The following is a 13,386-nucleotide window of genomic DNA, read 5'->3' as shown; positions in this document are numbered from 1 at the left end:
TCCCGCTGCGGCTTACCAGGTTTGGGTGGCCTTGAACTTCTCGATACCGGCTTTCAGGCCAGAATCGATTTCGTCATTGAAGTCACCCTTCACGTTGATCTTCGCCATCAAATCGGCGTGATCTCGGTTGAAGTAAGCAATCAGCGCTTGTTCAAAGCTGCCAACCTTGGCGATTTCGACGTCAGTCAGGAACCCACGCTCAGCGGCATACAGCGACAGCGACATGTCAGCGATCGACATTGGCGCATATTGCTTCTGCTTCATCAGCTCGGTCACGCGCTGACCATGCTCAAGTTGCTTACGGGTCGCTTCGTCCAGATCAGAGGCGAACTGGGCAAATGCTGCCAGTTCACGGTACTGAGCCAGAGCGGTACGGATACCACCGGAGAGCTTCTTGATGATCTTGGTCTGAGCGGCACCACCCACACGGGATACCGAAACACCGGCGTTCACTGCCGGGCGGATGCCGGAGTTGAACATGGCCGATTCCAGGAAGATCTGACCGTCAGTGATGGAAATCACGTTGGTCGGAACGAACGCGGAAACGTCGCCAGCCTGGGTTTCGATGATCGGCAATGCGGTCAGGGAACCGGTTTTGCCGGTCACTGCGCCATTGGTGAACTTCTCTACGTACTCTTCCGAAACGCGGGATGCACGCTCCAGCAGACGGGAGTGGAGATAGAACACGTCGCCTGGGTAAGCTTCACGGCCTGGTGGACGGCGCAGGAGCAGGGATATCTGGCGATAAGCCACGGCCTGCTTGGACAGATCGTCATAAACGATCAGTGCGTCTTCACCGCGGTCGCGGAAGTACTCGCCCATGGTGCAACCGGCATACGGAGCCAGGAATTGCAGCGCAGGAGATTCCGAAGCACTGGCCGCCACGATGATCGTGTTGGCCAGAGCGCCGTTTTCTTCCAGCTTGCGAACAACGTTGGCGATGGTCGATTGCTTCTGACCGATTGCTACGTAGACGCAGAAAATGCCGCTGTTCTTCTGGTTGATGATCGCGTCGATCGCCAGAGCGGTTTTACCGATCTGACGGTCGCCGATGATCAGCTCACGCTGGCCACGGCCGACGGGGATCATCGCATCGACAGCCTTGTAGCCAGTCTGTACAGGCTGGTCTACCGACTTACGCCAGATCACGCCTGGAGCAACTTTCTCGACCGCATCGGTCTCGGTGTTGTTCAGCGGACCTTTGCCGTCGACAGGGTTGCCCAGTGCGTCGACCACGCGACCCAGGAGTTCCTTACCAACCGGAACTTCCAGGATGCGGCCGGTGCACTTGGCACTCATGCCTTCAGCCAGAGAGGTGTAAGCGCCCAGTACGACAGCACCCACGGAGTCTTGCTCCAGGTTCAGTGCCATACCGTAAACGCCGCCCGGGAACTCGATCATTTCGCCGTACATAGCGTCGGCGAGACCGTGAATCCGCACGATACCGTCAGACACGCTGACGACAGTGCCTTCGTTTCGGGCTTGGGAGGCTACATCGAGGTTCTCGATGCGGCCCTTGATGATTTCACTTATTTCGGAAGGATTGAGTTGCTGCATTGCTCTGCTGCCCCTTCAAACTCAAGATTTCAATGCTTCGGCTAGTTGCGCGAGTTTGCCGCGAACTGAGCCATCGATAACCAGGTCGCCGGCGCGGATGATGACACCACCTATCAGGGCAGCATCCTCCGCAGCGTGCAGGCGCACTTCCCGGCCGAGCCGTGCACTGAGAACCTTGGCGAGTTTGTCTTGCTGTTCTTGGTTCAATGCGAAGGCACTAGTTACATCCACATCTACCGATTTTTCCTGTTCGGCCTTGTAAAGCTCGAACAGTTCGGAGATCTCCGGCAGAAGCTGAAGACGGTCGTTTTCAGCAACGACGTGAATGAAATTCTGTGCCTTGGCATCGAACTTGTCGCCGCACACTTCAATAAAAGTGGCGGCCTTGTCTGCGCTCGTCAGTCGCGGGGCCTTGAGCATGCGCTGCATCGTGTCGTCTTGCGACACTGCAGCAGCCAGGCCGAGCATGGCTGACCAATTGGCCAGTTGCTGGTGCGCCTGTGCATGCTCGAAGGCTGCCTTAGCGTAAGGTCGGGCCAACGTGGTCAGTTCTGCCATGATCGCCCTCGCTTAAATTTCAGCAGCCAGTTTGTTTACCAGCTCCGCGTGCGCGTTTTGATCGATTGTGGCACCCAGGATCTTCTCTGCGCCGTTGACTGCCAGGCTACCCAGTTGGGCGCGCAGCGCGTCTTTGACGCCGTTCAGTTCCTGTTCGATCTCGGCCTGAGCCTGAGCCTTGATGCGGTCAGCTTCGACGCGAGCCTGTTCACGGGCTTCGTCGACAATCTGGGTACCGCGTTTCTTGGCTTGCTCAATGATCTCAGCTGCCTGAGCCTTAGCTTCGCGCAGTTGCTGACCCACTTTATCTTGGGCCAGCTCCAGGTCGCGAGCTGCTCGTGTAGCAGCGTCCAGTCCATCCGCAATCTTCTTCTGACGTTCGTGCAAAGCCGCGATGACCGGAGGCCACACGAACTTCATGCAGAACAGCACAAAAATGAAGAACGCAACGGACTGGCCAATCAGGGTTGCATTAATGTTCACGCCAACACCTCGCTCGTTCGTTGTCCATCACACCAATCAACTCGAAAATTCGAGTGATCAGCCAGCGAGTTGACCAACGAAGGGGTTCGCAAAAGTGAAGAACAGAGCGATACCAACACCGATCATGGTCACGGCGTCGAGCAGACCAGCCACGATGAACATTTTAACTTGCAGCATTGGAACCATTTCCGGTTGACGCGCAGCGCCTTCCAGGAATTTACCGCCCAGCAGGCCGAAACCGATTGCAGTACCCAGTGCGCCCAGGCCGATCAGCAGTGCAACAGCGATAGCAGTTAGACCAACTACAGTTTCCATCTTTCCTCCCGACTTTTACGTCGTATTGGTTAGGTTTTCTTAGATTAAAGCGGTAAAGCAAAATCGTTTCTTACATCAAGCCCTCGCGGGCACCCCCTTACCGAAGCAAGGGGATCATCAGACTCGCCAGGCGGGTCTCAATGGTTATCTTCGTGAGCCATCGACAGGTACACGATGGTCAGCATCATGAAGATGAACGCTTGCAGGGTGATGATCAGGATGTGGAACACAGCCCACGCCCATTGCAGGACCACGCCCAGACCGCTGAGCCACAGCAGGCCGCTGCCGAACATGACCGCGATCAGAATGAACACCAGCTCACCCGCGTACATGTTGCCGAACAGTCGCAGTGCCAGGGAGATCGGCTTGGCCACCAGAGTCACGAATTCAAGCAGGAAGTTCACCGGAATCAACAGAGCCTGAACGAAAATGTTCTTGCTGCCGAACGGGTGCAGGGTCAATTCGCCGATGAAGCCGCCGATACCCTTGATCTTGATGCTGTAAAAAATGATCAGCGCGAATACGGAGAGTGCCATACCCAGCGTCGCGTTAGGATCGGTTGTCGAGACGGCGCGGAAAGGAATGTGGTGATCACCGGTGACCATGATTGCCAATTGCGGGATCCAGTCGACAGGAATCAAGTCGACGGCGTTCATCAGGAACACCCAGGCAAAGATGGTCAATGCCAGAGGTGCGATCACGGCACTACGGCCATGGAAGCTGTCTCGAACGCTGCCATCGACAAACTCGACGAGGACTTCAACGAAGTTTTGCAATGCGCCCGGCTGGCCGGAAGTCGCCTTTTTTGCGGCCATACGGAAGATAAGGACGAAAATCAGACCCAGTGCGACAGACCAGCCGAGGGTATCGACGTGGAAAGCCCAAAAGCCCATTTCTTTTGCTTCCGCCGCAGAATGCGCGAAGCCCCAACTGCCGTCAGGCAAATGACCAAAGGTCAAATTCTGCAAGTGGTGCTGGATATAGCCCGAAGCTGTCTGCTCTGCCATGGTTGCCTCAAACGCCCTAAGGTCTCGAAAGTCTTGTTTTCAGTAGCAGGGGCGCAAACCAGCTGACCAGCTGGGTCAGTATGAATACGCCGAAAACCGCCAGCGGAGCCAGCGGCTTTACTCCTGCAAACGTCAGTGCAAAAAGCACTGCCGTAAAAATCAGCTTGCCTGCCTCGCCGGCGTAGAACGACCGAACGATGGCCTGCGCTGCCCTGGCCCCGGAGTACCGGAATGCCTTATGAGCAAAGTACAAATTCGGCAGCCAGGCTATCAGGCCTCCGCAAAGCCCTGAATACCCGGCCACGACACCGTGCCACTGCCAAAGCGCCAGCGCAGCCCCGAGAAGGACAATCAACTGAGCCAGCAAAATCGGGAAAACAGCCAGGCGATGGAATGGCAAGCGGTTTGGCGTGCGTGTCTCCATCACATGGGCTCCTCGTGAGCCGGCCGCCAAAATCAATAACTTGGCATAAATTGTGCCGACAAAATGCGCGCAGAGTATAGGGGCGGTTCAGCCCCTATTCAACTGCCAGGTAGTGATTTCCGACTACGCGCTACGCATGATTTGTTTCAGCGAATGTGGGCGAGCACACCCTGCAGCTCATCCAGAGAGTTATAACGGATAACCAACTGACCTTTGCCCTTCTGTCCATGGCGGATTTGCACCGCGGAGCCCAGCCGCTCGGCGAGGCGCTGCTCCAGACGTGTGATGTCAGGATCGGCCTTCACTGGCTCCGCAGCGTCCTGCTTCCCGCTGAGCCACTGGCGAACCAGTGCCTCGGTCTGACGCACAGTCAGACCGCGTGCGACAACGTGTCGCGCCCCATCAACCTGCTGATCTTCGGGTAGACCCAGCAGCGCACGGGCGTGGCCCATCTCCAGATCACCATGGGAAAGCATTGTCTTGATCGCTTCCGGCAATGCGATCAGGCGCAGCAGATTCGCGACGCTGACTCGCGATTTACCCACCGCCTCGGCCACTTGCTGTTGGGTCAGCTGAAATTCCTGCTGCAGACGCTGCAGTGCAATCGCTTCCTCGATCGGATTCAAGTCTTCGCGCTGAATGTTCTCGATCAGCGCCATCGCGATGGCCGCTTCATCAGGCACGTCGCGCACCATGGCAGGGATGGTTTCGATCCCTGCCTGCTGGCTCGCGCGCCAGCGGCGCTCTCCTGCGATGATTTCGAAGCGGTTGTCAGCAATCGGACGGACCACGATCGGCTGCATCACCCCTTGCGCCTTGATCGAGTTCGCCAGTTCTTCCAATGCCTGGGGATCCATATCACGACGCGGCTGATATTTGCCTCGTTGAATAAGGTCCAGCGGAATGTGCTGAAGCTCGCGCTCACTGGCCTTAACCGCCTGTTCTTCCAGGGCGGTGACGGTGGGGCTGCTCAGCAGTGCGTCCAGCCCACGTCCGAGTCCACGTTTCTTGACGGCCATGGAATTTCCTTAAGTGGGCTGGGCCGCGGCACGACTGCCGCGACGTTGGCGACGGACCATCTCGCCCGCAAGCGCCAGGTAAGCCAGCGCGCCGCGAGATGTCTTGTCGTACGCCAATGCCGGCATGCCGAAGCTGGGCGCCTCAGCCAGTCGAATATTGCGCGGGATAACGGTGTCGTACAGCTGGTCGCCAAAGTGCTCTTTTAGCTGCGCCGAAACATCGTTGATCAGGCTGAGCCGCGGGTCGTACATGGTCCGTAGCAAGCCTTCGATCTTGAGTTGAGGGTTGAGTAACTCACCGATGCGCTTGATGTTATCCACAAGGTCGCTCAAACCTTCGAGCGCGAAATACTCGCACTGCATGGGGATAATGACGCCATCGGCCGCAACCAGCGCATTCAGCGTCAGCATCGAAAGCGATGGAGGGCAGTCGATGAGGATGTAATCGTAATTCTCGCGGATGGGCGCCAGTGCCGAACGCAGACGCGATTCCTTCATCTGCATTTCGAGCAGGACCACCTCGGCAGCCGTCAAATCACGGTTTGCCGGCAGCAGCTGATAGCCCCCGTGTTCGGAAAAGTGCATGGCCTGATTCAGGTCGCATTCGCCAATCAGCAAATCGTAGACCGAATGCTCAAGCGCATGCTTATCCACACCGCTGCCCATGGTGGCATTGCCTTGCGGATCGAGATCGATCAACAGCACCCGACGCTTGGTAGCCACCAGCGAAGCCGCGAGGTTGATGCAGGTTGTGGTCTTACCCACCCCCCCTTTTTGGTTCGCTATCGCGAATACCTTAGCCATTCTTGCGTGTGTTCCCTGTCATGCCGTGCGGCGCAGTATCAGCAGATGCCGTTGACCTTGGCAACCGGGTACGGCCAAGGCTTGCGCGCTTTCCAGATGAAAATCTGCGGGCAATGCTACCAGTTCATCCACCGGATGCAGACCCTTCATTGCCAACCAGCGCGTTTCACCGTCGCCCATGTGCCGAGTCCACTGAGTAAAGTCTTCCAGGCTGCTGAAAGCGCGGGAGATGATGCCGTTGAACGGCAGCTCAGGCTGGAAAGCTTCGGCACGGCTGTGGATAACTTCAAGATTGGCCAGCGCCAGCTCGAGTTTGACCTGCGTCAGAAACCGAGTCTTTTTGCCGTTGCTGTCCAGCACGGTGACTTTCATCTCTGGAAACAGGATGGCCAGCGGGATACCCGGCATACCGCCGCCACTGCCGACATCCAGCTGACGCTCACCTTCGATGAAACGCACCACGCTCAAGCTGTCCAGCAGATGGCGAGAGACCATCTCATCCGGATCACGAACTGCGGTCAGGTTGTAGGCCTTGTTCCACTTGATCAGCAAGGCCAGATACGCCAGCAACTGGCTGTGTTGGCTCTCGCTCAAATCGACGCCGAGCTCTCGAGCGCCGAGCGTCAGCTCTTCTGCGTGCTGCGGGGAAACCATCGAATTCAAGCGCTTTGCTCCAACTGACGGCCCGCGCCGCGTTTTTTCAAATGAATCATCAACAGAGAAATCGCCGCCGGGGTAACGCCGGGAATCCGCGAGGCTTGGCCTAGGGTTTCCGGACGAGTTATCCCCAGCTTGCTCTGGATTTCTTTGGACAGACCGGAAATCCCGGTGTAGTCGATGTCAGCAGGGAGTCGAGTATTTTCGCTGGCACGCAGACGGGTGATTTCATCTTGCTGACGGTCGATGTAACCGGCGTACTTGGTCTTGATTTCGACCTGTTCAGCGACCTGCGGGTCAGGCGAGCCGTGGCCGGTCAGCGCAACCAGGCTGGCGTAATCCACTTCGGGGCGGCTCAGCAGATTCAGCAGATTGTATTCGTGGGTCAATGGCGTGCCGAAGTGCGCCGAGACCGCATCACCCTGCTCGGTACCCGGACGAATCCAGGTGGACTTCAGGCGTTGTTCTTCCAGCTCGATGCCCTCACGCTTGGCACAGAACGCCGCCCAGCGGGCGTCGTCGACCAACCCCAGCGCCCGACCCTGTTCAGTCAGACGCAAGTCCGCGTTGTCTTCGCGCAAAATCAGCCGGTATTCGGCGCGCGAGGTGAACATCCGGTACGGCTCTTGTGTGCCCAGCGTAATCAGGTCATCCACCAGCACGCCGATGTAAGCTTCATCGCGACGCGGACACCAGCTGTCCTTGCCTTGAGCCCTGAGGGCCGCGTTGGCACCGGCGAGCAAACCTTGCGCACCGGCTTCTTCGTAACCGGTCGTGCCGTTGATCTGGCCTGCAAAGAACAAACCACCGATAACCTTGGTTTCCAGGCTGTACTTCAGGTCGCGCGGGTCGAAGTAGTCGTACTCGATGGCATAGCCAGGCCGGACAATGTGGGCGTTTTCCATCCCGCGAATAGACCGGACGATCTGGAGCTGTACATCGAACGGCAGCGAGGTCGATATACCGTTTGGATAAAGCTCATGGGTCGTCAAACCTTCCGGTTCGATAAACACCTGATGGCTTTCCTTGTCGGCAAAACGATGGATCTTGTCCTCAATCGACGGGCAATAGCGCGGGCCGACCCCTTCGATCTCCCCGGCAGCAGAATACATCGGCGACCGATCCAGATTCGCAGCGATGATTTCGTGGGTCCGGGCGTTGGTGTGGGTAATCCAGCAACTGACTTGGCTCGGGTGCTGGGCCTTGGAGCCCATGAACGACATCACGGGGATCGGCGCATCGCCCGGCTGTTCTGTCATCACCGAGAAATCCACAGATCGGCCATCGATGCGCGGAGGTGTGCCCGTTTTCAGACGGCCCACTCTCAGCGGGAGCTCACGGAGCCTGCGTGCAAGCGCAATGGATGGCGGATCACCGGCGCGACCGCCTGAATAGTTCTGTAGACCAATGTGGATAAGTCCGCCCAGAAAGGTACCCGTGGTGAGAACCACGGAGTCGGCCATAAATCGTAGGCCCATCTGAGTCACTACGCCGCGCACCTGGTCTTGCTCAACGATCAGGTCGTCGCATGCCTGCTGGAATACCCAGAGGTTGGGCTGGTTTTCAATAATTTCTCTGACTGCCGCCTTGTACAACACCCGGTCAGCCTGGGCACGCGTTGCCCGGACAGCTGGGCCTTTGCGGCTATTGAGCACGCGGAACTGGATACCACTTTTGTCAGTGGCCGTTGCCATTGCTCCGCCAAGCGCATCGATCTCTTTGACCAGATGACTCTTACCGATGCCACCAATGGCCGGGTTGCAACTCATTTGGCCGAGGGTTTCCACGTTGTGCGTAAGCAGCAGGGTGGTAGCACCCATACGTGCGGACGCCAGTGCTGCCTCGGTACCGGCATGACCGCCGCCGATGACGATCACTTGAAAACGGGAAGGGAAATCCACCACGCACCTCGTGCCTGTTGATTGGGGGGAATAGGAATGGCGGCAAGTATAGGGACTTACCCCCCCTTAAGAAACCCGTTGCGCAAAATCTAACCAGCTGTGGATGAATAGCGGTTATAGAAATTAAAAAGAAAGAAATTTATAAGATCTTTGTTTTTATGATTATTTCTACTGAGCACCCTTTCTGTGGATAAAGTCATGCGGGCCTTTATCTACGTGCTGTACAGAGAATCAAAACCCTGTGTCCATGTGACCAAGAGACCCTTGGATAACGGGTCTAAGCCTGTGGATTAAATGACCAGTTGTCCACAGGCACGATTATCCTCAGGTCAGACGCCTGTTTATCAACCGAGCTCAGTTGCTGTTATGCACAGGGCTTATCCGAGCATTCAGGTGCTGAACGGTTAAATTCGAGGTGCACTTATCCGCCGGCGCGCTGATCGGAAGTCACGAAAAATGGGATGAGTAAATCGATATGAGGCAGGTCCGGAGAGATTGACCTGCCTGGGGATAGGGCGTGGTGCTATTTGCCGATGCAAAAGCTGGAGAAAATCCGCCCCAATAAGTCGTCCGAGTTGAAGGCGCCGGTAATTTCGCCAAGGGACTGCTGGGCTTGGCGCAGGTCCTCGGCAAGTAGCTCACCCGCGCCGGCTAAGGTCAGCTGCGAGCGTCCATGCTCGAGAGAAGCACTTGCCGTGTGCAACGCCTCAAGATGGCGCCGGCGTGCACTGAAGCTTCCCTCGGCTGTTTGCTGATACCCCATGCACGCCTTCAGATGCTCGCGCAAAAGCTCCACACCTTCCCCACCGGCCTTTGCACTCAGGCTGATGGTCACGTGGCCATCGACGCTGGTCACCAGTTCCACTGGTTCGTCGCTCAAGTCCACCTTGTTACGAATCAGGGTGACATGGGCCGGGTCAGGCCGTTGATCGAGGAACTCTGGCCACAGTGCAAAGGGATCGCTGGCCTCGGGCGCCGTTGCATCGACCACCAACAAAATGCGATCTGCCTGGCCAATCGCCTGAAGCGCGCGTTGAACGCCTATCTTTTCCACCTGATCGTCGGTATCACGCAGACCGGCAGTGTCCACAACATGAAGTGGCATCCCGTCAATGTGGATATGTTCACGGAGGACATCCCGGGTTGTGCCGGCAATCTCAGTTACGATCGCCGCTTCTTTACCCGCCAATGCATTCAGGAGACTGGATTTACCGGCATTGGGCCTGCCGGCGATAACCACATTCATGCCATCCCTGAGTAACGCTCCCTGATTGGCCTCATGCAACACTGTGGATAACTGATTGCGTACGTTATCCAACATGGTCAGCACGTGACCGTCCGCGAGAAAGTCGATTTCCTCCTCTGGAAAGTCGATGGCCGCTTCAACGTAAATGCGCAGGCTGATGAGTTTCTCAGTGAGCTCATGCACTCGCTGGGAAAATGCACCCTGCAGCGACCTCAAGGCGTTACGCGCAGCTTGCGCAGAACTCGCCTCAATGAGGTCCGCGATCGCCTCGGCTTGGGCCAGGTCAAGCTTGTCATTGAGAAATGCGCGTTCGCTGAATTCACCCGGCCGTGCCAGGCGGCACCCCAGCTGCACACAGCGCTGCAGCAACATATCCAGAACCACAGGCCCACCATGCCCCTGAAGCTCGAGCACATCCTCCCCGGTGAACGAGTGAGGTCCTGAAAAATAAAGACCAATACCCTCGTCAATCACTTCGCCGCTTTCACCCTTGAAAGCGCCGTAATGTGCGTAACGAGGCTGTGGCAATTTGCCAAGAATCATCTCGGCGCATTTGCAAGCTTTCGGGCCGGAAATACGGACGATACCCACGCCTCCTCGTCCTGGAGCCGTTGCAATGGCCGCAATGGTTTCTGACAGAACATTCATGGACCGACTCCTGGACAACCGACGGATAGCAAAACGCCCCACTAGGGGGCGTTTTGAATAACTTGTTAACAGGATAGATCAGGCTTCAGCTTTCTTGGCTTTCGCTTCGATGCTGCGGGTGATGTACCACTGCTGAGTAATGGACAAGGTGTTGTTCACAACCCAGTACAGCACCAGACCAGCCGGGAACCACAGGAAGAAGAACGTGAAGATGATTGGCATCAGCTTCATGACCTTGGCCTGCATCGGGTCCGGCGGTGTCGGGTTCAAACGCTGCTGGATGAACATGGTAGCGCCCATGATGATCGGCAGAATAAAGAACGGGTCTTTGATCGACAGGTCGGTTATCCACAGCAGCCACGGCGCCTGGCGCATCTCGACGCTTTCAAGCAGTACCCAGTACAGCGACAGGAACACCGGCATCTGTACCAGAATCGGCAAGCATCCACCCAACGGGTTGATCTTCTCTTTCTTGTACAGCTCCATCATCGACTGAGAAAGCTTCTGACGATCGTCGCCATGCTGCTCTTTCAACGCGGCCAAGCGCGGAGCGACTGCACGCATGCGTGCCATCGACTTGTAACTGGCCGCCGACAGAGGGAAGAAAAGCCCTTTGATCAGCATGGTCAGGAAGATGATCGACCAGCCCCAGTTGCCCACGATGCTGTGGATATGTTGCAGAAGCCAGAAAATAGGCTGGGCAATAAACCACAGAATCCCGTAATCCACCGTCAATTCCAGACCTGGGGACAACTCCTTCAGGACTGCCTGACTCTTCGGCCCGGCGTAAAGCGTTGTAGTGGTCTCGGCTTTTGCGCCAGGTGCGACTGTCAGTGCCGGGCCGGTGAAGCCGATGATGTAATTGCCGGCACTGTCCTTACGGGTGGTGACGGTGTTGCTATCAGTTTTGTTCGGAATCCAGGCGGTCACGAAGTAATGCTGCAACCAGGCAACCCAACCACCCTGAACGGTGTCCTTCACCGAACCTTTGTCGATGTCCTTCATGGAAACCTTTTTGTAAGGTTCCGAAGGAGTCCACATCGCAGCACCCAGATAGGTGGCCGTGCCAGTGGCAGTCGTCGAGGATGGGTCAGCGCTCGAATCACGTTTCAGCTGTGCGAACAGGTTACCGTTCCAAGGCTGGGCGCTCTGGTTGTCAATCACGTAAGAAACGGTCAGGTCATACAGACCGCGCTTGAACGTAAAGCGCTTGATGTAGTTGACGCCGCCGTCGCTGAATTTCAGGTCGACGACCAAGTCGTTCTGACCATCAGTCAACTGGTAGCTTTTCTGCGTAGCCGAGTAGACCGGGCGACCAGTGGCTCGGGCATCAGGGCCGTTTGCGCCAGTCAGACCGCTCTGAGCGAGAAAGATCCGTTCGCCGCCGTTATCGAACAGCTGGAAAGGAATCTCGGGATGATCCTGACGGCGTGGATAAAGTGGCAAACGAAGCTGCACCACGTCGCCGCCGACCGGATCGATTTCCAGATTAAGGACGTCTGTCTTCACCTGGATCAGATCTTTGCTGGTAGCCACCGGCATTTCCGCCGGCGCAGCCACTTCGCCGGTAGCGCTAGGAACGTCTGCATTGGCAGTCGCTGAACCTTGCGGAGCATCAGGAATAGCGGATGTATTGGTGTTGGCAGCAACATTCTGAGTCGGCAAGGCAGCCTGACCATAGTCCTGGTTCCATTTCAGGACACCGACATAGGTCACGATTGCCAGGGCGACGATCAGGATCGTGCGTTTAATATCCATGATTACTCGGCCATCGAAGAGGAACGGGAGGTGGGAGCAGGTGGAACCGGGTCATAACCACCGGGATTCCACGGATGACACCGACCTAAGCGACGTAAGGTCAGCCAGCCACCGCGCACCAGACCATAATTTTCAATGGCCTCGTACGCGTAGCAGGAGCAACTGGGGTAGAAACGACAGTTACTGGCCATCAGAGGACTGATGGCATAGCGGTAAAACTGGATCGGAACGAGCGCCAGTTTACGCATCAGTACTGTCTACCCCCGCAGTTTCGGTTTTAAGTTCGGGATCGGGCCGGCTGCGCGCCAGACGTTTCCAGAGCTTGCCGAAATGCTGAATCAATTCGGGGTTTTCAATATCACCCAAGCCTTTGCGTGCAACGACGACGATATCCCATCCGACCAGGTTGTCCTGGTGAAGGCGAAACGACTCACGCATCAGGCGTTTCAAACGGTTGCGCTCGACGGAGAGCTTCACGCTCTTCTTTCCGATCACCAGCCCTAGACGGGGATGATCAAGGTCGTTGTTGCGCACAAGGAGCAGGAGATTTTTTCCCGGAACCTTGCCGGTGGGGGAGTCAAAGACTGCCTTGAAATGCCGGGGTGTCAGCAAACGCTTTTCCCGACTGAAGTCCTGACTCACCACCTGTGCCGATTAATCAAACTGCCAGACGCTTACGGCCTTTGGCGCGACGACGCGACAGAACTGCGCGACCGTTTTTGGTGGCCATACGAGCACGGAAACCGTGGGTGCGAGCGCGCTTGATAGTGCTGGGTTGGAAAGTACGTTTCATGGCGTGTTACCTGGTTCGTCCACAACGGGCCGGAATGGCCCCCGTTTTAAGAGACCGGGGATTCTAGAGAAAGCGGGCCCGCAGGTCAATTTCCAACCAATGTTTCTTGCATTTAGTTCCTGGGTCCATTTCGTCGACAGCGATCTATCCGTCGGTACATTCTTGGGACGTATATATAGAAATAAAGAAGGAAGGTATTTAAAGCTTCTTTGTAAA

At 56.6% G+C, this 13,386-nt stretch carries 15 protein-coding genes; all 15 read right to left on the bottom strand.

Annotated features, from left to right (window positions below; genetic code table 11):
• Positions 1–12: 12 nt before the first annotated feature.
• Positions 13–1,557 carry a F0F1 ATP synthase subunit alpha gene (atpA, locus tag QWI18_RS03135; RefSeq protein ID WP_065988057.1) on the bottom strand — a complete coding sequence of 515 codons (1,545 nt, stop codon included), beginning with the start codon at positions 1,555–1,557 and terminating at the stop codon, positions 13–15.
• Between the two features lie 21 nt (positions 1,558–1,578).
• Positions 1,579–2,115: a F0F1 ATP synthase subunit delta gene (locus QWI18_RS03130; RefSeq protein WP_037016920.1), complete on the bottom strand. Its 537-nt coding sequence runs from the start codon at positions 2,113–2,115 to the stop codon at positions 1,579–1,581.
• 12 nt (positions 2,116–2,127) lie between these two features.
• Positions 2,128–2,598: a F0F1 ATP synthase subunit B gene (locus QWI18_RS03125; protein ID WP_065988056.1), complete on the bottom strand. Its 471-nt coding sequence runs from the start codon at positions 2,596–2,598 to the stop codon at positions 2,128–2,130.
• Positions 2,599–2,655: 57 nt separating this feature from the next.
• The gene (gene atpE / locus QWI18_RS03120) at positions 2,656–2,913 is read right to left on the bottom strand and encodes a F0F1 ATP synthase subunit C (protein ID WP_002555987.1); all 258 of its coding nucleotides are present in this window, start codon (positions 2,911–2,913) and stop codon (positions 2,656–2,658) included.
• Between the two features lie 137 nt (positions 2,914–3,050).
• Positions 3,051–3,920: a F0F1 ATP synthase subunit A gene (gene atpB, locus QWI18_RS03115; RefSeq protein ID WP_065988055.1), complete on the bottom strand. Its 870-nt coding sequence runs from the start codon at positions 3,918–3,920 to the stop codon at positions 3,051–3,053.
• Between the two features lie 16 nt (positions 3,921–3,936).
• Positions 3,937–4,344, bottom strand: coding sequence for a F0F1 ATP synthase subunit I (locus tag QWI18_RS03110; protein WP_065988054.1), 408 nt, complete (start codon positions 4,342–4,344; stop codon positions 3,937–3,939).
• A 146-nt stretch (positions 4,345–4,490) separates the two neighbouring features.
• Positions 4,491–5,363, bottom strand: coding sequence for a ParB/RepB/Spo0J family partition protein (locus QWI18_RS03105; protein ID WP_065988052.1), 873 nt, complete (start codon positions 5,361–5,363; stop codon positions 4,491–4,493).
• 9 nt (positions 5,364–5,372) lie between these two features.
• On the bottom strand, positions 5,373–6,167 hold the full coding sequence (locus QWI18_RS03100; RefSeq protein WP_065988051.1) for a ParA family protein: 795 nt from the start codon (positions 6,165–6,167) through the stop codon (positions 5,373–5,375).
• A gap of 18 nt (positions 6,168–6,185) precedes the next feature.
• A complete protein-coding gene (gene rsmG / locus QWI18_RS03095) occupies positions 6,186–6,821 on the bottom strand; it encodes a 16S rRNA (guanine(527)-N(7))-methyltransferase RsmG (RefSeq protein WP_192130998.1) in 636 nt (211 codons plus the stop codon).
• A 5-nt stretch (positions 6,822–6,826) separates the two neighbouring features.
• Complete coding sequence (gene mnmG / locus QWI18_RS03090) at positions 6,827–8,725, bottom strand: tRNA uridine-5-carboxymethylaminomethyl(34) synthesis enzyme MnmG (RefSeq protein ID WP_369318194.1); 1,899 nt, start codon at positions 8,723–8,725, stop codon at positions 6,827–6,829.
• Between the two features lie 523 nt (positions 8,726–9,248).
• Positions 9,249–10,619: a tRNA uridine-5-carboxymethylaminomethyl(34) synthesis GTPase MnmE gene (mnmE, locus tag QWI18_RS03085; RefSeq protein WP_369318193.1), complete on the bottom strand. Its 1,371-nt coding sequence runs from the start codon at positions 10,617–10,619 to the stop codon at positions 9,249–9,251.
• A gap of 78 nt (positions 10,620–10,697) precedes the next feature.
• Positions 10,698–12,377, bottom strand: a complete 1,680-nt coding sequence (gene yidC / locus QWI18_RS03080) for a membrane protein insertase YidC (RefSeq protein WP_065988047.1) — start codon at positions 12,375–12,377, stop codon at positions 10,698–10,700.
• Between the two features lie 2 nt (positions 12,378–12,379).
• Positions 12,380–12,625 carry a membrane protein insertion efficiency factor YidD gene (gene yidD / locus QWI18_RS03075; RefSeq protein ID WP_369318192.1) on the bottom strand — a complete coding sequence of 82 codons (246 nt, stop codon included), beginning with the start codon at positions 12,623–12,625 and terminating at the stop codon, positions 12,380–12,382.
• Complete coding sequence (gene rnpA, locus QWI18_RS03070; RefSeq protein WP_065988273.1) at positions 12,618–13,019, bottom strand: ribonuclease P protein component; 402 nt, start codon at positions 13,017–13,019, stop codon at positions 12,618–12,620. The genes yidD and rnpA overlap by 8 nt, the downstream gene beginning before the upstream one ends.
• Positions 13,020–13,035: 16 nt before the next feature.
• Positions 13,036–13,170 carry a 50S ribosomal protein L34 gene (gene rpmH / locus QWI18_RS03065; RefSeq protein WP_002551315.1) on the bottom strand — a complete coding sequence of 45 codons (135 nt, stop codon included), beginning with the start codon at positions 13,168–13,170 and terminating at the stop codon, positions 13,036–13,038.
• Between the last annotated feature and the right edge of the window lie 216 nt (positions 13,171–13,386).

Source organism: Pseudomonas sp. W2Oct36, assembly GCF_041060465.1.
GTDB lineage: Bacteria > Pseudomonadota > Gammaproteobacteria > Pseudomonadales > Pseudomonadaceae > Aquipseudomonas > Aquipseudomonas graminis_B.
This window is presented reverse-complemented; position numbering and strand designations above follow the sequence as displayed.